The following is a 21225-nucleotide window of genomic DNA, read 5'->3' as shown; positions in this document are numbered from 1 at the left end:
GATCGACGCGGCTCCGCGTCGCAGGAACGAAAGTATCAGCTAACCTGATATTCACACAATAGGTCGATCATCACCGAGAGGTCACGCAATGTCGCGTTTCGTAACCCAGCCGATTGCCGCCGATTCGGCTTCCGTGCCCTTCGGCACCTCCTGCCTGCCTGAGCTGAACATGGGCGTGGAACTCTCTTCACACGGGTACGTCGAAGAGGAATACCTGCTGAATGGAACGGCCTCGGTGTGGCGTCACTCCGAGAACGGTTTGCAGGAGGCTGTGCGATCCGATGTGCCGTTTCGCACTCGAGTGCTGCTCCGGCGACCGTCGACTGGACACGGCTCGGGCCTCCTGCAGGTTGAGCCGCTGCATCCCGATCTCGACTCTGCGCTGGTCTGGAACGCGATCCATCCGTGGATCCTGCGCGGCAGCCACAGCTGGATGGGCGTCACGGTCTTCGCGCCCGTGGCGCAGCAGTTGCGCGACGTCATTGATCCCGAGCGGTACTCGGGGATCGACATCCCGCACGACGGCATGCAGTACGACGTGCTCGCATCCGCGATCCGGTCCGCAATCGCAGGCGATTTTGGTCCCATCGCGACCGAACGCGTCATTCTCGGTGGCATGTCGGCGACGGGCAGCTTCTGCAGGGTGGTCCTGCAGGATGGCTTCCACGAACGCTGGTCACGCGGGGGCGATCGACGCTTGATCGACGGCTACGTCATCGGCATCTCGTCGGGCGGGGCGGGGGCCGCCGGGTATCCGCCGCTGTCGGAGCACGACCCGGAGCGTGCCGCCGATGACCCGCGCCGAACGATCGACCCCCACGCCGCCGCCGCGTTCGAGGTGTTGAGCGAGACCGAGGCCGAGACCCACGAGCACGTCACCCGCGCTGATTCGGACGACACCGCCGCGCTGTACCGGCTGTACGAGATCGCGGCGACGGCGCACATCGAGGCGCATGCCGGTGTGCTGACGAACCAGCAGCAATTCGAGCGGCGCGGCGGCGCACGACCGGCGTTCGACGTGAGCGAGCCGCGCTCCGACGCACGGTTCGATCTCTATTTGCGCGGAGCATTCGACGCGATGTCCCGCTGGCTGACGAATGGCGAGCTGCCACCGAGGGCGGTGCGGTTCGCACACCGTGTGAATGGGGAGGAGCTGGTCCGCGACGCCGACGGAAACGTGCTCGGCGGCGTGCGACCCCCGTGGGTGACAGTGCCCACCGCGGCGTACGCGCCACACAGCACGGCCTCCGCCGAGTCGGAGCGGCCACCCGCGTGGATGCCGTTCAGCCGGCCCGACATGCTGGCACGGCTCGTCGGCAGTATGCGCCCGTTCCCTCTGGCCGAGTTGCGCGAGCGCTATGGGTCGCGCGCTGCATACCTGGATCGGTTCGCTGCTGCCGTCCGCGACGAAGTGAGCCGCGGCCTGTTGCTCGAGGAGGACGCGAGCGAGCTCTTGCGGCACGCGCCACAGCGCTGGCGCGGCTAGGCGACGGCCTCGGCCCGCCTCCACGCTCGGTAGCATGGAGCGCAACCTGAAGAAGGAGGCTTCCCGTGGCAGATTCATCATTCGACGTGGTCAGCAAGGTCGACAAGATGGAGGCGGACAACGCCGTCAACCAGGCGCACAAAGAGATCGAGCAGCGCTACGACTTCAAGAACATCGGCGCCTCCATCGAGTGGAGCGGCGAGAAGATCCTCATGAAGGCCAACTCCGAAGAGCGCGTCAAGGCCATCCTCGACGTACTGCAGTCGAAGTTCGTCAAACGTGGCATTTCCCTGAAGAGTCTGGATGCGGGCGAGCCCTACCCGAGCGGCAAGGAATTCCGTCTCGAGGCCAGCCTGAAGCAGGGCATCGAGCAGGATGTCGCGAAGAAGATCAACAAGCTCATCCGCGACGAGGCGCCGAAGAGCGTGAAGAGCCAGATTCAGGGTGACGAGCTGCGCGTCTCCTCGAAGAGTCGAGACGACCTGCAGGCCACGATCTCGCTACTGAAGGGCGCCGACCTCGACGTGGCGCTGCAGTTCGTCAACATGCGCTGACGGGGGTTTCGAGACAGCCGCTCCGCGGCCTCCTCAACCCGCTGTCGGGGTTTCGAGACAGCCGCTCCGCGGCCTCCTCAACCCTCGTCGCCGCGGGAGACGCGCACCATCTCGTCTCGCGGCACGACCTTCACCCGCGCCCGGCCCTCCGGCTCGCCGAGGGCGATCTCGTACTGGTCGAGGTTGTGCCAGCCGTCGATGTCGGTATAGACGATGCCGCGTTCGTTCAGCATCTCGATCACCGCGCTCTCCGCAGGGGCAGCCGGGTTCCACCAGCTGCCCTGGCTGTTGATCACGCGTGTGATCGTCTCCATCGCGTCCGACTTCGTGTGCCCGATGAGCCCCACGGGCCCGCGCTTGATCCACCCGGTGGCGAACACGCCTGGCATGACCTCGCGCCCCTGCGATGAGCCGCTCGACGTTTCGCCCTTGTGCAGAACCTGGCCTTCGCGGTTCGGGATCACCCCGCGCTTCTTGTCGAACGGGATGCCGGGCAGCGGCGACCCGAAGTAGCCGACCGCGCGGTACAGCGCCTGGATGGCCAGCTCGCGCACCTCGCCCGTGCCACGGACGCCGCCCTCGCCATCCGGTGCCGTGCGTTCATAGCGGATCGCCGCAACGTGACCGTTCTCGTCGCCAACGATCTCGAGCGGCTTCGCGTAGAAGTGCAGGTGCAGGCGACGCGACGCCGACCCGACCTCTCGCGCGCGCCAGCCCTGCAGCACGCGATCGATGACCATGACCTGCTTGTTGCTGGCGATCGCCGCCTTCGACGCCTCGTCGTAGTCGAAGTCCTCGTCGTAGAGCATCATGTCGACGTCGTTCAGCTCGCCCAGCTCGCGCAGCTCGAGCGGGGTGAACTTCACCTGCGCCGGGCCGCGCCGGCCGAAAACGTGAACGTCGGTGACGGGCGAGTTCTTCAGAATCTCGTACACGTTGGCCGGGATCTCGGTGGGCAGCAGGTCGTCCGCGTGCTTGGTGAGCATGCGCGAGACGTCGAGCGCCACGTTGCCGTTGCCGATGACCGCGACGGACTGCGCGGTGAGCGGCCAGGTGCGGGGCACGTCAGGGTGGCCGTCGAACCAGCTCACGAAGTCGGCCGCGCCGAACGAGCCGTCGAGTTCGACACCGGGCACCTCCAGAGGGGCGTCGTGCACGGCACCGGTCGCGAAGATGACGGCGTTGTAGTGCCGTTTGAGGTCGTCGAGCGTGATGTCCTCGCCGTAACGAACGTTGCCGAAGAGCCGAATATCGCCGCGGTCGATGATGGCCCGAAGCGAGTTGATGATGCCCTTGATGCGCGGGTGATCGGGCGCGACGCCGTAGCGCACGAGACCGTACGGCGCGGGCAGCTGATCGAAGAGGTCGATGGAGACGTCGAAGCCGCGCTCGGCCTTCAGCAGGATGTCGGCGGCGTAGATGCCGGCCGGCCCGGCCCCGATGATGGCCAGACGGAGCTTAGTCATGCGTTGGGTTCCTTCCGCGCTCAGTGCGAGCGCTCGACGATGGTCTCGGCGAATCGTCTCATCGCCTTCGTTGCCGGCCCCTCCGGCAACGGCGCGATCGCCTCCACGGCCTCGCGGGCCCAGCGATGGGCTTCGGCCCGCGTGTCGGCGGTGGCCGCGTGCGCGCGCAACTCGGCGATGGCGGCGGCTGCGGCATCCGTCTGCCCCTCCGCCTCTGGCACGCCGATGACCTCGCGCTCGAGCGCTGCCAGAAGACGAGCGGATGCGTCGTCAGACTCGGCTGCGACGCGCAGCTTCAGAAGCGGTAGCGTCGCGACGCCCGCCCGCAGGTCGGTGCCGGCGACCTTGCCGGTGTCGCCGTCGCTCGAGAGGTCGATGACGTCGTCGATGAGCTGGAACGCGATGCCCACCTTCTCGCCGAACTCGACGACAGGCTGCTCGAATTCATCGGGCGCGGAGGAGAAGACGACCCCGAACTGCGCCGCCGTCGCAATGAGCGACCCGGTCTTGTCGGAGAGCACCTGGATGTAGTGGTCGATGGGGTCGTCGCCCTCCCGCGGCCCGATCGTCTCGTGCAGCTGCCCGAGGCACAGGCGCTCGAACGTGTCCGACTGCAAGGTGATGGCACGCTCGCCGAGCGCGGCGATGAGCCGGCTGGCCCGCGCGAACAGCAGGTCGCCCGTGAGAACGGCGACCGAGTTGCCCCACACACTCTGCGCGCTGGGAACGCCACGGCGCAGCATCGCCTCGTCCATGACATCGTCGTGATACAGCGAGGCGAGGTGGGTGATCTCGATCGCCATGGCCGCCGTGACGACCTCGGGCGTCGGGCCGTCGCCCAGCTGTGCGGCGAGCATGGTGAGCATGGGCCGCACGCGCTTTCCGCCGGCCTCCAGCAGGTAGCGCGTGGTGACGTCGGCGAGCTCGTCTGCGAAGCGCACCTCGTTCATCAGGCCCTCTTCGACCTGGTCGAGGCCCTCTTCGACGCGCTTTGCGAATCGGCGCTCGGCGGGGCTGGAGAACAGGCGTTCACTGACTCCCAGCTGAGATGCGAGGGATGCGCGCCTGGCCTGTGCCGCCTGCGCAGCCCGGCCTGCTGGTGCGGCTGTGGACACTACTCCCCCTCGTTCGTCGAGCCGTGATCGTTCGTGCGGACGGGGGCAGATAGCGGCTTCGTGCCACGATGCAGCGCCACGATGCCTGCCGTCAGATTTCGGTACGCAACCCGTTCATAGCCCGCGGCGCGCACCCACGCGCTCAGCTCGGTCTGGTTCGGCCAGTCGCGGATCGACTCCATGAGGTAGTCATACGCCGCCGCATTCGAACTCGCGAGCCGGGCCAGCACGGGCATGCCGTACCGAAGGTAGGCGAAGTAGGCGCGACGCAGCAACGGCAGCGGCGGGTGCGAGAACTCGCAGATGACCAGGCGCCCGCCCGGCTTCGTGACCCGGTAGAACTCGGCGAGCGCGGCACGCGGGTCGACCACGTTGCGCAGGCCGAATGAGATGGTGACGGCATCGAAGAGGTCGTCGTCGAAGGGCAACGCCGTGGCATCCGCGTGGGCGAATTCAATGAAGGGGTTGTCGGCGTTGCGCGCCCGACCGACCTCGATCATGCCCGCCGAGAAGTCTGCGGCGACGACGCGCGCGCCGGTTCTGGTGAGCGCGGCGCTCGAGGTGCCCGTTCCGGCGGCGACGTCGAGAATGCGTTCGCCCGGCGCGGGGTCGATCGCGCGGGTCGTCGCGATGCGCCACAGCGCCGCGTTCCCCACGGACAGCACCGCGTTGGTGCGATCGTAATGAGTGGACACGTCGTCGAACATCGCGGCGACCTGATCGGGTTGCTTGGTCAAGTCGGCCTTGCTCACACGGGAAAGTCTATTCGGCTGACGCGACGTAGGCTTGTGTGGTGTCTGCACCCGCACCCGCACCCCACCTGCGCGCCACGAACGCGCTTCGCGTGACCACCCGACTGCTCGACGATCCCGGCCAGCTGATCCCGCTGCTCGACCCGCATCATCCGCTTCTGTGGATGCGCCGCCGCGAGGGCATGGCCGGCATCGGCGAGGCGCTTCGGCTCGAGTTCGCCGGGCCGACGCGCATCCGCGATGCCGCCGCCGCGTGGCAGCAGGTCGTCGCGAGCGCCGAGGTCGATGACGGCGTCGGTCTTCCCGGCACCGGGCTCACGGCATTCGGCGCCTTCACCTTCTCGCCGTCCAGCAGCATCTCGAGCGTGCTCATCGTGCCCGAGGTCATCGTGGGCCGGCACGAGGGCAGGGCGTGGATCACCCGCGTCTCGCGGCTCGACGACGACACCCTTCAGCCAGCGGATGCCGCGGCCGCCCCACACGCGGTCGCCGACCGCGCCGCCGCAGCCCACCCGCTGAATCCGCACGCCGCTCCGCACGCCGTAGCCTTCGGCGACGAGTACCGCCTGTCGCTGCTGCCCGGCTCCATGCCGCCGGCCGCATATCGCGAGGCGGTGCGTGACGCGGTAACGCGCATCCGCCGTGGGGATCTGGAGAAGGTCGTGCTCGCGCGCGACCTCGAGGGGCGGTTGCCTCTGGAATCAGACCTGCGCAGGGCGCTCATGGAGCTCGCGCTCGGCTACCCCGAGTGCTGGACCTACGCCGTCGACGGCCTCATCGGCTCGAGCCCCGAGACGCTCGTGCGGGTGCGGCAGGGCGAGGTGAGCGCGCGCGTGCTTGCCGGCACCATTTCACGTGGGCCGGATGCCGCGGCCGATCACGAGCGCGCGATCACGCTGGCGGCCAACCCCAAAGACCAGGACGAGCACGCGTTCGCCGTGCAGAGCGTGCTCGAGGCGCTCGCCCCGCACAGCCCCAACCTGGTGACGAGCGAGCTGCCGTTCACCCTCAAGCTGCCGAACCTGTGGCACCTCGCCACGGATATCGCGGGCACTCTGGGCGACGGCTCGACCGCGCTCGACCTCGTGGCGGCGCTGCACCCGACGGCCGCCGTGGCCGGCACGCCGACCGCCGACGCCATGGCGCTGATCGACGAGCTCGAGCCGTTCGACCGAGGGCGCTACGCGGGCCCGGTGGGCTGGGTCGGCGCGGACGGCGACGGCGAGTGGGCCATCGCGCTGCGCGGGGCGCAGGTGAGCGACACCGGCGCGATCACGGCGTACGCGGGGTGCGGGATCGTGGCGGAGTCTGACCCGGAGCGCGAGCTGGCAGAGTCGACCATGAAGCTGCGCCCGATCACGGAGGCGCTCGGCTGACCCAAGCGGCCGGTTGAGGAGCCGCAAGGCGGGTTGAGGAGCCGCAAAGCGGCGTCTCGAAACCCAGCCGGCGAACGGGGTTTCGAGACGTCGGCTGCGCCGACTCCTCAACCCACCTTGTCTGCGCCGACTCCTCAACCCGCTCAGCGTGCGAGCGGCACCTCGACGATGCTCGGCCCGGCGGCCGGCGCCGACAGCACCTGGTCGAGTTCACCGTGTGTGGTGGCCCGCGCGTAGCTCCAGCCGTAGGCGCCGGCCAGCGACTCGATGCTCACGCTCTGCGGCGTGAACATGACCCGCTCGAACGCCGCCGGCGGCGCCGAATGCGCCACCTCGAGCGCGTCGAAAATCGTGCCGCCCCCGTCGTTGCCCACGATCAGCTGCACGTTCGGCCGCAGCTCGCCCTCGCCGATCAGCAGGCCGCCGACGTCGTGCAGCAGGGTCAGGTCGCCGAGGAGGGCCCTGGTGACGCCGGGCCGAACGGCATCCGTGCCCTGTGTCGCGAGAGCGATGCCGACCGCGGTCGAAACCGTTCCATCGATGCCCGCCAGGCCCCGGTTCGCATGCACCCGGATCTTCTTGCCCGCCACCGTGCGGTCGGCGTCCCTGATGAGCCGGGAGGCGCCGAGAACCAGCCGGTCATTCGGCCAGGTGAACCGCCACACGCTCTCCACGAGCATGCGCCTCGTGACGGGCGCATGGATGGCGGCGTACTCCGCCTTCGCAAAGGCGATGCGTTCAGCCGGCAGGTACGAGCGCGACGCGTCGACGTCGGGAGGGGCGCTCTCCGGCCCGGTCTGCCCCGAATCGAGGATGCCCCTGCTCTCGACGACCCACGCCCCCAGCCAGGCGCGGGCATCGACGGGTGGGCGGGAGCCGTTGGCCACCGTGACGGATGCCGCGACGCGCACGTCGCGGCGCGCCGGGTTGTAGACCTCCGCCCCCGTCGGCGCGACGACGATCACGTCGACCTCCGACCGCGACAGCAGGCCGGGGATCTCTCGGCTGAGCGTGGGATGCCCGAACACAATCGCCCGCTCGACCCTGCCACCGAGGCGGCCGTCGGCGAGGAGCTCACGATAGGCGGCGACAAGGTTGCGGCCGTACCGGGAGCCGCTTGACACCTCCGCCAGCAGCGGCCAGCCGCCATCGTGGGCGAGCTGCTCGGCATCGGGGCCGGAGTCGTGGCCGGCAATCACGACCGTGCGGGGGCCGTGCTCGAGTTCGAGATGGGAGCGGCCGGGGTAGGTGGGAGGGCCGGGCATGGGGGCGGGGGTGGGTTTCGAGACGCCGCTTCGCGGCTCCTCAACCCGCTCGGGATTCTCGGGATTCTCGGGGCTCTCGGGCCGCTCGGGGCGCTCGGGACTCTCGGGGCGCTCGGGATGGGACAGGCCGGAGAGGGGCTCGCGGAAGGCCAGGTTGAGGTGCACCGGGCCCGGTGTGCCGGAAGACATGCCGTGTGCGGCATGTACCGCTTCGGCGGCGAGGTCGGCAGCAGCATCCGCTTCGCCGGTGGCTCCCTCGGGAGCAGGCACGTCGCGCATGAGCCGCACCGCGTCGCCGTACATGCCGGGTTGCACCGTCGTCTGGTTTGCCCGCACGCCGCGCAGTTCGGCGGGCCTGTCGGCGGTGATGACGATGAGCGGCACGCCGGAGTGGTGGGCCTCGAGGACCGCGGGGTGCAAGTTCGCGGTGGCGGTTCCGCTGGTGGTGATCACGGCAGCCGGCATGCGCGTTTCGACCGCAGTGCCGAGCGCGGTAAAGCCGGCCGAACGCTCGTCGATGCGCACGTGCAGCCGCACGGCTCCCTGCGCCTCGAGACCGGCCGCCGCAAGAGCGAGCGCCTGCGAGCGTGAGCCGGGGCTCAGCACGACATGCCGCACCCCCAGGCGCACGAGGGCAGCGAGCAGCGACTCCGCAAAAAGGGAGGCGGGGCTGACGGGGGCGGCCTCAGGCATCCGAGCGGCCGGGCTTGTCTGAATCGCCGCCCTTGTCGTCGAGGTCAGAGAGCTCGCGCTCAAGCCGCCTGATTCGCGCCTCGAGCTCCTGGTCGCGGCCGATTCTGCCGAGGAACTCGGGATCGTCGTCGGGTGCTGCCGCGCGTGCGGGCGCGCCCGCGCTGCCCCGCCGGGAACGCCCGAAGATGAACCACAGCCCCCCGCCGACGAGGGGGATCAGAACGATGAACACCCACGCCGTCTTCGGCAGCACGCGCACTCGCGCGCTGTCGTAGAGCGCGCAATCCACGATCGAGAACACGTAGAACGCGACGGCGACGACGCCGAGCACCACGTAGAGGCGGACCATGCCATCATCTTAATCCCAGCTTGCCGTGCCTAAACTGAGCGCTGTGAAACCCCGGTCCCCCTTCCTGCTCTACACGGTGCTGCGCCTGCTCTTCCTGGCCGCGCCGCTCGTAGGGCTGATGCTTCTCGGCGTCACCTGGATGATCGCGGTGCCGGTCGCCGCGGTCGTGGGCCTCTGCCTCTCCTACATCTTCCTCGCGAAGCCCCGCGAGGCGGTGGCGCGCGACATCTACGAGCGGCGCAACCGCGAGAAGCCCCTGCACACCGAAAACGACGACATTGAAGACGAGGCTCAGGATGCGGCGGCCGCGAGGCGGCCGGCATCCGACGAGGCCTGAAGGGAACGCGTCAGAAGCTGACGCCGAAGGCGATGCAGAGAAACGCGCCGTTCGCCAGGCCGACGATGCTCGTGAGCTGCAGCGCCAGAATCAGCTCGCGTGACGTCTTCGCGGTGACCACGATGAGCGCCGCCGGGATCGCCGCGAGCAGCGTGAAGAACGTGAGCCACGCGAACGGGTAGAACAGCGCGAAGAACGCGACGATCAGGTACGCGAGCACGACGAGCACGCAGTACAACACGCGCGACGCCCGTGCGCCGATCAGAACGGTAAGCGTGCGCTTGCCCGAGAGGCGATCCGGCTCGATGTCGCGCAGGTTGTTGGCGATGAGCACGGCACAGGCCAGGAAGCCGGCGGCGACGCCACCGAGCCAGCCCTCCAGGTTGACCCTGCCGGCCAGCAGGAACGTGGTGCCCGCCGTGGCCACGATGCCGAAGAACGCGAACACGAACAGTTCGCCGAGGCCGAAGTAGCCGTACGGGCGCTTGCCGCCGGTGTAGAACCAGGCGGCCGCAATGGCCGCCGCCCCCACGATGAGCAGCCACCACTGCTCGGTGCGGATCACGAGCGCGAGCCCGACGAGCGCCGCGAGCGCGAAGAACGCCAGCGCCACGATGAGAACGGTGCGCGCGTTCGCCCTGCCGGAGCCCGTGAGACGCGACGGCCCCACCCGGTTCGCGTCGGTGCCACGAACGCCATCCGAATAGTCGTTGGCGAAGTTGACGCCGATCTGCAGCAGCAGCGCGACCGCGAGGCACGCGAGCGCGCGAACCCAGTGCCACGTGTCGCCGCCGATCGCGACGACCGAGGCGCCGGTGCCGATGAGAACGGGCGCGATCGCGAGCGGCAGGGTTCGCAGTCGGGCGCCGGCGATCCAGTCGGCCGCCGTCGCCGGCTTGACCTTCGCCCGCGGCGGAACGGGGCGACCGCCCTTGCGCTTGGCGGCCGTGGCGCGACCGGCGCCGCTCTTGGCTCGATTGGCTCGGTTCTGACTCACAGCCCAGATTCTATCGGCGCCGGTTATGGAGCCTCGGTGTCGGCACTGCGCCGGGTCGGGGCACATGTTCAGTGCCACGCGCGTGAACCAACTATTCGGCCCGACCCGATGCGCGGGGGTCGGCGGTGTCGGCGGCGAGGCGCGTGAGCGCCACGCGGTCTGGCTTGCCCGACGCGAGCCGGGGCATTGTCGCAACCGAGCGGATGCGCGCCGGCGCCGCCGCGCGGCCGAGCGCAGCGGCCGCCGCCTCGCGCACGGTCGCCAGCGACGCGTGACCCGTGTCGCCGTCGCTGCCGGGCACGACCACCACTGGCACCTGCCCCCACTCGGGATCGTCGCCCGCGACGACGACCGCCTCCGCCAGCCCGGGCAGCGGCCGCACCACCCGCTCGACCGCGTCGAGCAGCACCTTCTCGCCGCCCGAGATGATCACGTTGTCGGCCCGCCCGAGCACGCTGACGGTGCCGTCGCCGACTACCGTGCCAAGGTCCCCCGTGCGATACCAGCGCAGGCCCTCGGCCTCGTGGAACGCGCGTTCGGTGCGCGAGGGGTCGCCCAGATATCCCTCGGCGAGCGCGGGGCCGGCGAGCTCGAGCTGCCCGTCGACGACGCGCGCCCGCATCGTTCCGATGGGGGCGCCGTCGTAGACGCATCCGCCGCTCGTCTCGCTCGAACCGTACGTGCGCACGACACGCAGGCCCGCCTCCACGGCGCGGTCACGCAGAGCCGAGTCGAGCGCCTGGCCACCCACGAGGATCCCGTCGAAGCGGCGCAGCGCCGCCAAGAGCGACGGGTCGCTCGCCGCGGCATCCGTGAGTCGCTTCAGCTGCACCGGCACGAGCGAGACGAAGCGCGCGTCGCCCGTCATGGCGGCCGCGGCCTGGGCGAACGCGACGGGATCGAAATGCCCGGGCGGCATGATGACGGGCTGCGTCTCGGCGGCGATCGAACGCACGAGCACCTGCACCCCGGCGACGTAGTGGGCGGGAAGGCACAGCAGCCACTGCCCCGAGCCACCGAGTGCGCCAGCGGATGCGGCTGCGCTGGCAAGCAGCGCATCCGTCGAGAGGGCCACGCGTTTCGGAACGCCGGTCGAGCCCGAGGTCTCGATGACGAGCGACACGTTCTGGGCGACGGTGGCTGGCAGGGGCGCGGCCGCTGCTGAGGCCGAGCCGTCGGTGGGGTCTGCCTGCCCAGGCGGGTCTCCGGCCGCGGCACCGGGCCCGATGGCGTCGGCGGGCCGGGGCAGCAGGGCGGGGCCGTCGCCGGAGAGCGCGGCGCGCAGCGGCTCGATGAGGTCGCCCGGCCGGGCCGCGGTGACGACGTGCAGGGGCCGCGTCATCCGTCGTGCCTGGTTGACAGCACTCGTGGCGACATCAGTACTGCCAGTCGAACGACGACCAGTCCGGATCGCGCTTCTCGAGGAAGGAATCGCGGCCCTCGACCGCCTCGTCGGTGCCGTAGGCCAGACGGGTCGCTTCGCCGGCGAACACCTGCTGGCCGACGAGTCCGTCGTCGACGGCGTTGAAGGCGAACTTCAGCATGCGGATGGCGGTGGGCGACTTGGTGAGAATCGTGCGGGCCCATTCGAGCGCCGTGGGCTCAAGCCGGTCGTGCGGCACGACCGCGTTCACGGCACCCATCTCGTACGCCCGCTCGGCGCTGTACTCCTGGGCGAGGAAGAATACCTCGCGCGCGAACTTCTGGCCGATCTGCCGGGCGAAGTATGCGCTGCCGTAGCCGGCATCGAACGAGCCGACGTCGGCGTCGGTCTGCTTGAAGCGCGCGTGCTCGGCGCTGGCGATGGTGAGGTCGCACACGACGTGCAGCGAGTGGCCTCCGCCCGCCGCCCAGCCCGGCACGACCGCGATAACCACCTTCGGCATGAAGCGGATGAGCCGCTGCACCTCGAGAATGTGCAGGCGTCCGATGCGCGCCGCTGCGGGCCCCGGAGCGACCGCCGCCGCGGGCCCTGGAGCGGCCGCCGCCGCCGCGGGTTGAGGAGCGGCCGCCGCAGGCGGACGCGTCTCGAAACCCTGTGCGCCCGCTGATGTCGAGACGCCGCTGCGCGGCTCCGGGGCCGGCTCAGCGGCCGGCCCCGGGGCCTGCTCGCCCGCCTCGTACTGGTACCCGTTGCGACCGCGGATGCGCTGGTCGCCGCCTGAGCAGAACGCCCAGCCGCCGTCCTTGGGGCTCGGCCCATTGCCGGTCAGCAGCACGACGCCGATGCGCGGGTTGGTGCGCGCATCCTCGAGTGCCGCGTACAGCTCGTCGACGGTATGCGGCCGGAACGCGTTGCGCACCTCGGGCCGGTTGAATGCGACGCGGGCCACGCGCCCGTCATGCGTCTGGTGGTAGGTGATGTCGGTCAGGGCCTCGAAGCCCGGCACGTCTCGCCAGGCGCCGGCGTCGAAGATCTCGGATACCTGCTCGGTCATGTTCCCAGTCTGGCACCCCTCGACATCGCGCCCGCAGGTGCCAGACTGGCAGCATGCCCGTCGCGCCGCTGCCGTCCTCCGCCGAGCTTCTGGCCGCAGCGCGCGTCGTCTCGCTGCCGATGGTCACGCGCTTCCGGGGCATTCGCACGCGCGAGGCGGTGCTGCTCGAGGGCCCCGAGGGGTGGAGTGAGTTCTCGCCATTCGTCGAGTACGGCGACGCCGAGGCGGCGACCTGGCTGCGCGCCGCGATCGACTTCGGCTGGAGACCGCAGCCCGCGCCGCAGCGCACCGAGATCCCGGTCAACGCGACCGTGCCCGCGCTGCCGGCTTCCGAGGTCGCCGCCCTCCTCACGCGCTACCCCGGCTGTCGCACGGCGAAGGTCAAGGTCGCCGAGCCGGGCCAGGGCCTTGCGGATGACGTGGCGCGGGTCCGCGCGGTTCGAGAAGCCATGGGACCGGCGGGGCGCATCCGTGTCGACGCCAACGGCTTGTGGAATGTCGACGAAGCTGAGCACGCCATCCACGCGCTGGCCGAATGCGACCTCGAGTACGTCGAGCAGCCGTGCGCGAGCGTCGCCGAGCTGGCTGAGATCCGCCGGCGGGTGAAGCACATGGGTGTGCCCATCGCCGCAGACGAGAGCGTTCGCAAGGCCGCTGACCCGCTCGAGGTCGCCCGGGCGGGCGCCGCCGACATTCTCGTCATCAAGGCCCAGCCGCTCGGCGGAATCCGTGCCGCGCTCGAGATCATCGCCTCCGCCGGTCTGCCCGCCGTCGTCTCCAGCGCCATCGACACTTCGGTCGGCCTGGCGATGGGCGCCCGCCTGGCCGCGTGCATGCCCGAACTGGAATATGACTGCGGGCTGGCCACCGCGGCGCTTCTCGCGGCAGACATCACTGACGAGCGGATGCTGCCGGTTGCCGGCACCGTGCCTGTACACCGCGTCGCGCCCTCCCCGGCACTGCTCGAGCAGCACGCCGCCGACGCCGACCGCCGTGCGTGGTGGCTGGCCCGGCTCGAGCGCTGCTACGGGTTGCTCGGGGCGAGCCCAGGCCGGTAGGGCGCCACGTCGTCGATCTCGCCCGGACCGGCGACGACCTCGACGTTCTCGTCGGCAATCACCTCGCCCGATTCAGTCACGAAGGCGACCCTGAGGCGCTCGCCGGTAGTGGCGCTGCGGTAGATGCGCGAGGGCCCGTACTCGCTTGCGCGGTACGTGTCGCCCCACTGCACGAGGGCGCCGAGCACGGGCAGGAGCGCTCGCCCGCTCTCGGTCAGGTGGTACCCGAGTCGCTCCCGGCCTCCGTCGTCGCGGTAGGGGCGGCGCTCGAACACGCCCGATTCCACGAGCTTGTTCAGCCTGGCGGTCAGGATGTCGGAGGGTATGCCTAGCCTCGACCTGAAGTCAGAGAAGCGGGTGACGCCCCGGAACGCGTCGCGCACGATGAGCACCGACCAACGGTCGGCAAGCAGTTGGGCGCTGCGCGCAACCGAGCATCGCGGCTCGGTGAGAGCAGCGGTTGCACTCGCGTCCTTCTCAGCCATAGGCCCAGTGTATCTCCGATTTCAGAGATAGGTTTGTTTTTCAAACTCATCGTGCTACGGTTGTCACTTCCACACGGGAGCAACGATGCTCCGGCACTCGCCACCCGCTTCGAAAGGCCTTCCCGTGAGCACCTCCGTCCTCCCCGTGAGAACTTTCACCCCCCGAACTCTTGGCAACAGCGCCAGCTTCCTGACCGCCGCGGCCGTCATCGTGATCGCCCTCTGGTCGAGCGGGTCGCCGGCCATGGTGTACCCGCTGTACGAGCAGTCGTGGTCGCTGACGGCGACGACGATCACTGAGGTGTTCGCCGTGTATCCGGTGGTGATGGTGATCACCCTCGTGGTCTTCGGCAGCCTCTCCGACTCCATCGGCCGCCGCGCGGCCATGCTCGCGGGTCTCGTCTCGATCATGGTTGGGGTGCTCGTGTTCGCTCTCGCCCCAGACGTCGCGTGGCTCTTCGTGGGTCGCGTCTTCCAGGGCCTGGGTGTCGGCCTCGCCCTCAGCCCCGCCGGTGCGGCGCTCGTCGAGTACAGCGGCAGCCGATCCAAGGCGGGCTCCGCCAACACCGTGGCCATCGCTATCGGGCTCGCGCTGGCGACGCTGGTGGGCGGCGGCCTGCTGCAGTACGCACCCTGGCCGCGGGCGCTCACCTTCTGGGTGCTGCTCGTCATCACCGCGCTCGTGACCGTCGCCGCGCTGTTCCTGCCCCGCAAGGCGGCGGCCGCATCGGTGCAGGGCGGCCCCGTCGAGCGCTGGCGGCCGCAGGCCATTCACGTGCCTCGTGAGATTCGGGGGGTCGTGATCACCGCTGCCCTCGCCGTCACGTCGACCTTCGCGCTCGGCGCCGTGCTCATCTCGCTCGGCGCGCAGCTCGTCAAGACCGTGCTGCACACCGACAACGCGCTCGTAGCCGGCGCCGTTCTGGCAGTCGGCTCCGTGGCGACCGGGGCGGTCTCGCTCACGCTGAGGCGCCTGTCCCCGCGGCCCGCCGTCGTACTCGGCGGAATCGTGGGCGCGGTGTCGACGGGCGCGCTCGTCGCGTCGGCGGCTCTCTCGTCGCTCGCCCTCTTCGCCGTGGCGGCCATCGCCTTCGGGGTCTCCGGCGGCCTTCTGTTCCTCGGCGCCCTCGGCCTCATCAACGGGCACGCGCCCGCCCAACACCGCGCGGCGACCCTCTCCGTCGTGTATCTCGTGGCCTATATCGGCCAGGGTGTGAGTGCGGTGAGCCTCGGCGTGCTCACCACGGCCGTCGGCCTGCCCTCGGCGCTCGACCTGCTCGGGCCGTTGCTGATTCTGCTCTCCCTCGCCACCGCCGCGACCGCCCTCGTCACGACGCGCGTGCACATGAGAGTGAACGCCAGGCAGGCGACCGGCTGCACCGCCATCGACGGCTGAACGCCGATGCGCGCCTGCGGCGGCACGTGGCAGATTATTGAGTGCAATCCAATAGGCTGTCGCTCGTGGCTACCCGATTGAGCGATCTCGCTGCGCAGGCCGGCGTGAGCACGGCAACGGTAAGCCGGGTGCTGAGCGGCAAGGTCGGCGTGTCGGCCGAAAGCAGGCAGGCCGTGCTCGCCGCGCTCGACGTGCTCGGCTACGAGCGGCCGGAGCGGCTGCGGTCGCGGTCGGCCGGGCTCGTAGGGCTTTTGGTGCCCGAACTCGAGAACCCTATCTTCCCGGCGTTCGTGCAGGCCATCGAGGGCGGCCTGAGCCGAAAAGGCTTCACGCCGCTGCTGTGCACGCAGTCTCCTGGCGGCACGAGCGAAGACGAGTATGTCGAAATGCTGCTGACGAGGGATGCCTCGGGAATTGTCTTCGTATCTGGCCTGCATGCCGACACGACCGCGAGCATGGAACGCTACCAGCGACTGCGAAGCCGGGGCCTTCCTTTCGTACTTATCAACGGCTTCTCTCCTGACGTCGACGCCACGGTCTTCTCGTGCGACGATGCAGCGGGGGTCGACCTTGCCATCGGTCACCTCATCTCTCTCGGCCATCGTCGCATCGGTCTGGCCACAGGCCCTCAACGGTTCGTGCCAGCCAAGCGCAAGCTCGACCGCTTCGCGGAGGCACTGCGCTCCCGCCTCGACATCGCAAACGTCGACGAATCGATCTCGCTCTCGTTGTTCACCGTCGAGGGCGGGCAGACAGCCGCCGGCGCCCTGCTCGACTCCGGCCACACCGCAATCGTCTGCGGTTCGGACATCATGGCCCTCGGCGCCATTCGGGCTGCTCGCGCACGGGGCCTTGCCGTGCCGAACGATGTCTCGGTCATCGGTTTCGACGACTCGAAGCTCGTGGCATTCACGGACCCGCCGCTGACGACCGTACGGCAACCGGTAGGCGCAATCGCCGACGCGGCGGTGAACACGCTGGTTGCGGAAATCGAGGGCGTTGTCGGATCCCACTCCGAAATGCTGTTCCAGCCCGAGCTCGTCGTACGCGGCTCGACCGCCCCGGCGCGCTGAGGCAGACAGACGGATGCCGCGGTCGGCAGGCACGCCTGCCGACCGCGGAACATCCCCTTGTCGATCACTGACTAGAGCAGCTTGCCGACCCGGGCGAACGGCACCGAGAACGTGTCGTAGTCCTCCTTCTCAGCCGACGTTGACTCGTCAGCGCTGTATGGGTCGAGCGCGTGATCCAGCGTTGTCGGATCCTGAGGCAACGAACCGATCGACGACTGGCCGAACGTCGAGATCAGCATGACGCCGATCCCCTGGGATTCGAGCTGTGCGCGGGTGATGCCAAGAGCCGTCAGCGGGATCTTGATCTCGTAGATCGTGTCCTGCTTCGTGTCGTGCCCCTTCGTGAGCATGTCCACGTACTTGCTTGAATCGCTCAGGTCAGCGGGCGTGTAGCCCTCGTATCCGTTCGCGTCGATTCCGTACAGGGCCGTCGGTGCGAAGCCGTCGCCATGCGCGTACTCGATTCCGGCCTTCGTGAAGCTCGTAACCTCGGCCGGCTCATAGTCGAACGTTCCGCCCGCGTTGAGCGTGAACATCGCCGGCTGTCCCACGCCCACTTTGCTCGAGAACATCGCCATGTGGTCGAGCTCCTTGCTCGAGAACGTGTCTCTGATGCCCCAGATGCCATCTGTGGTGCCGTCGATGAGGCCATCACTGCCGACTCCCGGTGTGACGTCGAACGCGAGCGACTGGGGAATGTCGCCGTTGTAGGGCTTGCCGTTATCACTGATCGGGTACCCCTGCGCGGGGTCGATGACATCCGTCACATTCGTGAATTGCCACATGAGGTAGAGGTTCTGGTCGTCCCACGCACCGTAGAGCGCGTACGGGTCGTAGACCGGGCCCTCGTGGTCGCCTCGGAAACTGCGCGGATCATCGTTGGCCACACCTTGAGCGATGATCATGTCCGGCGTCCAGTCGTCGGCCTTTCCATCGATCGTGATGGTCTTCTTCTCGCCGACCTGCCCATTGGGATTGGTCGCGTAGTGGCCATACGTGACGGGAGCGCTGAACGAGCCCTCGGCTCCGCCGGTGTCGCCGCCCGTGTCGCCGCCCGTGTCGCCGCCATCGTCACCACCGTCGCTCGGAGTCAGAGCCGTCACATCGACCGGCCCCTGCGCCGCGGAGACATTTCCCGCCGCGTCGACAGCGAGGATCGAGTAGTGATAGAGGGCTCCCTTGGTGACGTCGGAGTCGACATACGTCGTCTCCGTCACGGTCTTCGAGGTTGGCGCTGCCACTCCGGTGCGAACGACCACGTACCCGGCCACGCCGGTGTCGTCGCTCGACGCCGTCCAGTTGAGCGTGATCTTGGCGTCCGTCGCCGTGGCGGTCACGGTTCCAGGCACCGTCGGCGCCGTCTTGTCATCGGTGGGCTGCGATGCGGTCGTCGCGGACGCCGACGCGCTCGGCGTCGACACGTTGCCTGCAGCATCCTTCGCCGTCACCGTGTACGTGTAGCTCACGCCGGGTGCGAGGCCACTATCGGTGAAGGAGAGCCCGCTCGCCTGGAAGGTTGCGGGAGCGCCACCGCCGGTGCGGGCAATGGTGTAACCGCTGACCGCAATGTTGTCGCTCGACGCATCCCAGCTCACGGTGATCGTGTCACCTGAGGCCGCGGCCGTGACGCCAGACGGCGCGCTCGGCGGGGTTACGTCTGGTGTGGGGCACGGATTCACCGAGCCGACCGCACCGTCCTTGACCGTGCTGACGCCAACGGGCAGCGCGTAGTTCTTCGACCCGTTGTTGTCCCAGGTGCCCGAGCCGTTGTTGAAGACGACCGTGAGCGTGCTCGCGTCGCCGACGTCGATGGTCTTCGATACCCAGCCCGTGCAGGCCTCATCCATTGCCACGCCGGGAACGGCAGTCCAGGCACCCGAACCCACCTGGTAGTGGATGTTGTACTTCGACCAGCCTTTATCGGTTGAGTAGAACACCCGCGCGGTGGTCGAGGCGACATCACCCGTCGTTACGCTCACCGGCGTCGATGTCGCTGACGCATTGCCCGCGGCATCCTTGGCGGCAACGCTGTAGCTGTAGCTCGTGTTGGCCGCGAGAGCCGCCTGCGTCAGGTTCGTGCTCGTAGTCGTGAACGTCGCCGGTGCGCCAGCGCCCGTGCGCGTGACGACATAGCCAGTCACGCCGACATTGTCATGGGCCGCATTCCAGCTCACAGTGACGGATGTGCCGTTCGCGCTCGCCTGCACGTTCGTCGGCACGCTGGGCGCGATCGCGTCTGGCGCCGGGCACGGGTCGCTCGCGCTCACCGTTCCCGCCTTGATCGCGGAGACTCCCGCCTGAAGGGCGTAGTTCTTGCTTCCGTTGTTGTCCCACATGCCCGAGCCATTGTTGAAGGCGGCGGTGATGTTGTTCGCCGTGCCGAGGTCGATGGACTTCTTCACCCATCCGGCGCATGCCTGCACCATCGCCACGCCGGGGACGGCCGTCCACGCACCATCTCCTACCTGGTAGTGAATGTTGTACGACGACCAGTTCTTGTCAGTGGAGTAATAGACGAGAGCTTCGTTGGCGGGCGGCTTATCACCTGTTGTCGCGGAAGCCGAAGCGGAGACGGCAGACACGTTTTTCGCCGCGTCGAAGGCGCTCACGGTGTACTCGTAGCTCGTGTTCGGCGTGAGGCCCGCGTCATTGAAGGTTATTCCCGTGACGGTCTGTGTGACCGGGCCATCTCCGCCCGTGCGGGTCAGGGTGTAGCCAGCGACACCGCGGTTGTCAGTCGACGCGTTCCACGACACGGCGATCGTCGTTCCGTTCGGGGTTGCCGTCACGTTCTGGGGAACCGATGGCGCCTGAGTGTCCGGCGTGGTCGTGACGGTCTTGTCGACATCGATCGCCAGAGCCTTGTTGCTGCCGACAGTGGCCGTGAATCGGCCCGAGCTGTCGACCGTGACGGCGTCAGCGGGCGCACACGTGCTCGCTGCCGGATCGGTCGCAGTGACGTTGCAATAGGAGCCGGCAGGTAGCGAGGTCTGGAACGTGCGGTTCAGGGAACCACCCTTGTTGATGACGACGTAGCCCTTGTCTCCCCGACCGAACGCGATCTGGTTGCTTCCGTTGGTCCACCAGTTGTTCAGTGAGCTGCTGCCGACCGCGTTGTGAAAGCCCACCATGCCGGCAATGGGCTGTTCGGCGTGCTCGCACACCCACACGCCCGTGCCGCACTTGGCATCCTTGACATGCCCTGTGCCGTCGACCGGGGCGCCCGCCTCGGTGTTCGTAAACGCGAATCCTGACTGGATGTTCGGCGATCCGTATGGATACGCGAGCATGAAGGCGTTCGCGAGCAGATAGTTGTTCCCGTCCTTATACGTGAGGTCGTCGCCGCCACGTTCGGTGTCGTGGTTGTCGACGAACACGGCCGCTTTATCACTCGGGGTCAGCCCGTTCGCGATGCCCTGCACCCAGCTGATGTCGTTGCCGCCGAATGCCTGCTTGAGCTTCTTGGCGTAGTCGAATCCGTAGGTGTCGCCTGTGCCCCAGTACTGGCTCTCGGTAATTCCCTCTCCGTTGATCACCTCCTGCGCGAAATAGATGTCAGGCTTGGTCAGCTTCGACCGGATCGCCTGGAGGTCGGCCGGCCACACGTGCTTGGCCGCGTCAATACGGAAGCCGGAGACTCCAAGCGAGATGAGGTCGTTCATATACCCGGCGATCTTCGTCCGAACATAATCGGTCTCGGTCTTCAGGTCTGAGAGGCCGACAAGCTGGCAGGTGCGATCCTCGTCGGGGCTGTTCTTGCTCCAGTCGATGTCACGGCGGCAGCTGTGGAAGTCGCTGTCACTGTAAAGGCCGGGGTAGTTGTAATAGCTGAAGGGCGTGCCGGCCATACCGGTCGAGTTCTCCGGCGGGCCCGACATGTGGTTGACGACGGCGTCGATCATGACCTTGACGCCCGCAGCGTTGCAGTCAGAGACCATCTGGGCGAATTGGGCACGATTGCCCAGCTTGCCGTCGATCTTGTAGCTGACAGGCTGGTACGAGGTCCACCACTGGTCGCCGATGCGGGCCGTCTCGGCTGGCGGCGAGGTGAGAACGTAGCCGTAGCCGTCGGGGCCGAGCGTCGTGGTGCATTCCCGGCCGATCGAGGTCCAGGGCCACTGGAACATGACTGCGGTCACGTTCCTGTTGCCGCTGCCCGCACTGGGCAGGGTTGCATCGGCCGTTGGTGCGGCGACGCTCTGCGCAACGGTGAGACCGGTTGCGACCATGGCCGCAGCCGCAAGGCAGGCGGCCCAGCGGCGCAGTGGCCGCTTGCGACCGGCGGCTGGCGCCGCCAGTGGAACAGAAGTATTCATCAGCGATCTTCCTTCGATGTGTCTTTGACCTCGCCTGTTCGGCGGTGCCTGCGCTCACCGCCGGGCTTG

General features: G+C 68.6%; 17 protein-coding genes. 7 read left to right on the top strand and 10 right to left on the bottom strand.

Annotated elements, in window-relative coordinates; all coding sequences use genetic code 11:
* Positions 1-88 precede the first annotated feature (88 nt).
* Both OSC27_RS00205 and OSC27_RS00200 read left to right on the top strand, forming a co-directional pair.
* Complete coding sequence (locus OSC27_RS00205) at positions 89-1486, top strand: alpha/beta hydrolase domain-containing protein (RefSeq protein ID WP_267179415.1); 1398 nt, start codon at positions 89-91, stop codon at positions 1484-1486.
* 65 nt (positions 1487-1551) lie between these two features.
* Positions 1552-2040 carry a YajQ family cyclic di-GMP-binding protein gene (locus OSC27_RS00200; protein WP_267179414.1) on the top strand — a complete coding sequence of 163 codons (489 nt, stop codon included), beginning with the start codon at positions 1552-1554 and terminating at the stop codon, positions 2038-2040.
* Positions 2041-2117: 77 nt separating this feature from the next.
* Here the strand turns inward: OSC27_RS00200 and OSC27_RS00195 are convergent, their stop codons facing one another.
* Genes OSC27_RS00195 through OSC27_RS00185 form a run of 3 tightly spaced genes read right to left on the bottom strand, consistent with a single transcriptional unit; the run spans position 2118 to position 5373 of the window.
* Positions 2118-3506 carry an FAD-dependent oxidoreductase gene (locus OSC27_RS00195; RefSeq protein ID WP_267179413.1) on the bottom strand — a complete coding sequence of 463 codons (1389 nt, stop codon included), beginning with the start codon at positions 3504-3506 and terminating at the stop codon, positions 2118-2120.
* Positions 3507-3526: 20 nt separating this feature from the next.
* The gene (locus OSC27_RS00190; protein ID WP_267179412.1) at positions 3527-4621 is read right to left on the bottom strand and encodes a polyprenyl synthetase family protein; all 1095 of its coding nucleotides are present in this window, start codon (positions 4619-4621) and stop codon (positions 3527-3529) included.
* Positions 4621-5373: a class I SAM-dependent methyltransferase gene (locus tag OSC27_RS00185; RefSeq protein ID WP_267179411.1), complete on the bottom strand. Its 753-nt coding sequence runs from the start codon at positions 5371-5373 to the stop codon at positions 4621-4623. Before OSC27_RS00185 ends, OSC27_RS00190 begins: the two co-directional genes overlap by 1 nt.
* A gap of 41 nt (positions 5374-5414) precedes the next feature.
* Between OSC27_RS00185 and OSC27_RS00180 the strand changes: the two genes are divergently transcribed.
* Positions 5415-6749 carry an isochorismate synthase gene (locus tag OSC27_RS00180; RefSeq protein ID WP_267179410.1) on the top strand — a complete coding sequence of 445 codons (1335 nt, stop codon included), beginning with the start codon at positions 5415-5417 and terminating at the stop codon, positions 6747-6749.
* Between the two features lie 143 nt (positions 6750-6892).
* On the opposite strand, the gene menD is transcribed toward OSC27_RS00180, so the two are convergent.
* Together menD and OSC27_RS00170 are read right to left on the bottom strand one after the other, a co-directional pair.
* A complete protein-coding gene (menD, locus tag OSC27_RS00175) occupies positions 6893-8707 on the bottom strand; it encodes a 2-succinyl-5-enolpyruvyl-6-hydroxy-3-cyclohexene-1-carboxylic-acid synthase (RefSeq protein WP_267179409.1) in 1815 nt (604 codons plus the stop codon).
* A complete protein-coding gene (locus OSC27_RS00170) occupies positions 8700-9056 on the bottom strand; it encodes a PLD nuclease N-terminal domain-containing protein (RefSeq protein WP_267179408.1) in 357 nt (118 codons plus the stop codon). Before OSC27_RS00170 ends, menD begins: the two co-directional genes overlap by 8 nt.
* 43 nt (positions 9057-9099) lie before the next feature.
* On the opposite strand from OSC27_RS00170, the gene OSC27_RS00165 reads away from it, so the two are divergent.
* Positions 9100-9393 (top strand): DUF4229 domain-containing protein, encoded by a 294-nt coding sequence (locus OSC27_RS00165; RefSeq protein ID WP_267179407.1) that lies wholly within the window; start codon positions 9100-9102, stop codon positions 9391-9393.
* Positions 9394-9403: 10 nt separating this feature from the next.
* Here OSC27_RS00165 and OSC27_RS00160 read toward each other — a convergent pair whose 3' ends face one another.
* From OSC27_RS00160 to menB, 3 genes are all read right to left on the bottom strand, one after another.
* Entirely contained in the window at positions 9404-10390 is a 987-nt protein-coding gene (locus OSC27_RS00160; protein ID WP_267179406.1) for a 1,4-dihydroxy-2-naphthoate polyprenyltransferase, read from the bottom strand.
* A 91-nt stretch (positions 10391-10481) separates the two neighbouring features.
* Positions 10482-11732 carry an AMP-binding protein gene (locus tag OSC27_RS00155; RefSeq protein ID WP_267179405.1) on the bottom strand — a complete coding sequence of 417 codons (1251 nt, stop codon included), beginning with the start codon at positions 11730-11732 and terminating at the stop codon, positions 10482-10484.
* A gap of 34 nt (positions 11733-11766) precedes the next feature.
* Positions 11767-12828, bottom strand: a complete 1062-nt coding sequence (gene menB / locus OSC27_RS00150; RefSeq protein ID WP_267179404.1) for a 1,4-dihydroxy-2-naphthoyl-CoA synthase — start codon at positions 12826-12828, stop codon at positions 11767-11769.
* A 53-nt stretch (positions 12829-12881) separates the two neighbouring features.
* Here menB and OSC27_RS00145 point away from each other — a divergent pair, with 53 nt between their 5' ends.
* On the top strand, positions 12882-13886 hold the full coding sequence (locus OSC27_RS00145) for an o-succinylbenzoate synthase (protein WP_267179403.1): 1005 nt from the start codon (positions 12882-12884) through the stop codon (positions 13884-13886).
* On the opposite strand, the gene OSC27_RS00140 is transcribed toward OSC27_RS00145, so the two are convergent.
* Positions 13853-14371 carry a winged helix-turn-helix transcriptional regulator gene (locus OSC27_RS00140; RefSeq protein ID WP_267179402.1) on the bottom strand — a complete coding sequence of 173 codons (519 nt, stop codon included), beginning with the start codon at positions 14369-14371 and terminating at the stop codon, positions 13853-13855. The genes OSC27_RS00145 and OSC27_RS00140 overlap by 34 nt on opposite strands.
* A 145-nt stretch (positions 14372-14516) precedes the next feature.
* Between OSC27_RS00140 and OSC27_RS00135 the strand changes: the two genes are divergently transcribed.
* Both OSC27_RS00135 and OSC27_RS00130 read left to right on the top strand, forming a co-directional pair.
* Positions 14517-15767, top strand: coding sequence for an MFS transporter (locus OSC27_RS00135; protein WP_267179401.1), 1251 nt, complete (start codon positions 14517-14519; stop codon positions 15765-15767).
* A gap of 65 nt (positions 15768-15832) precedes the next feature.
* Entirely contained in the window at positions 15833-16840 is a 1008-nt protein-coding gene (locus OSC27_RS00130; RefSeq protein ID WP_267179400.1) for a LacI family DNA-binding transcriptional regulator, read from the top strand.
* Between the two features lie 71 nt (positions 16841-16911).
* Here the strand turns inward: OSC27_RS00130 and OSC27_RS00125 are convergent, their stop codons facing one another.
* On the bottom strand, positions 16912-21156 hold the full coding sequence (locus OSC27_RS00125; RefSeq protein ID WP_267179399.1) for a carbohydrate binding domain-containing protein: 4245 nt from the start codon (positions 21154-21156) through the stop codon (positions 16912-16914).
* Positions 21157-21225 lie beyond the last annotated feature (69 nt).

It is taken from the genome of Microbacterium sp. STN6 (assembly GCF_026410545.1).
Lineage (GTDB): Bacteria > Actinomycetota > Actinomycetes > Actinomycetales > Microbacteriaceae > Root112D2.
The sequence above is the reverse complement of the archived record's forward strand: the minus strand, read 5'-3'. Positions and strand labels throughout refer to the sequence as shown.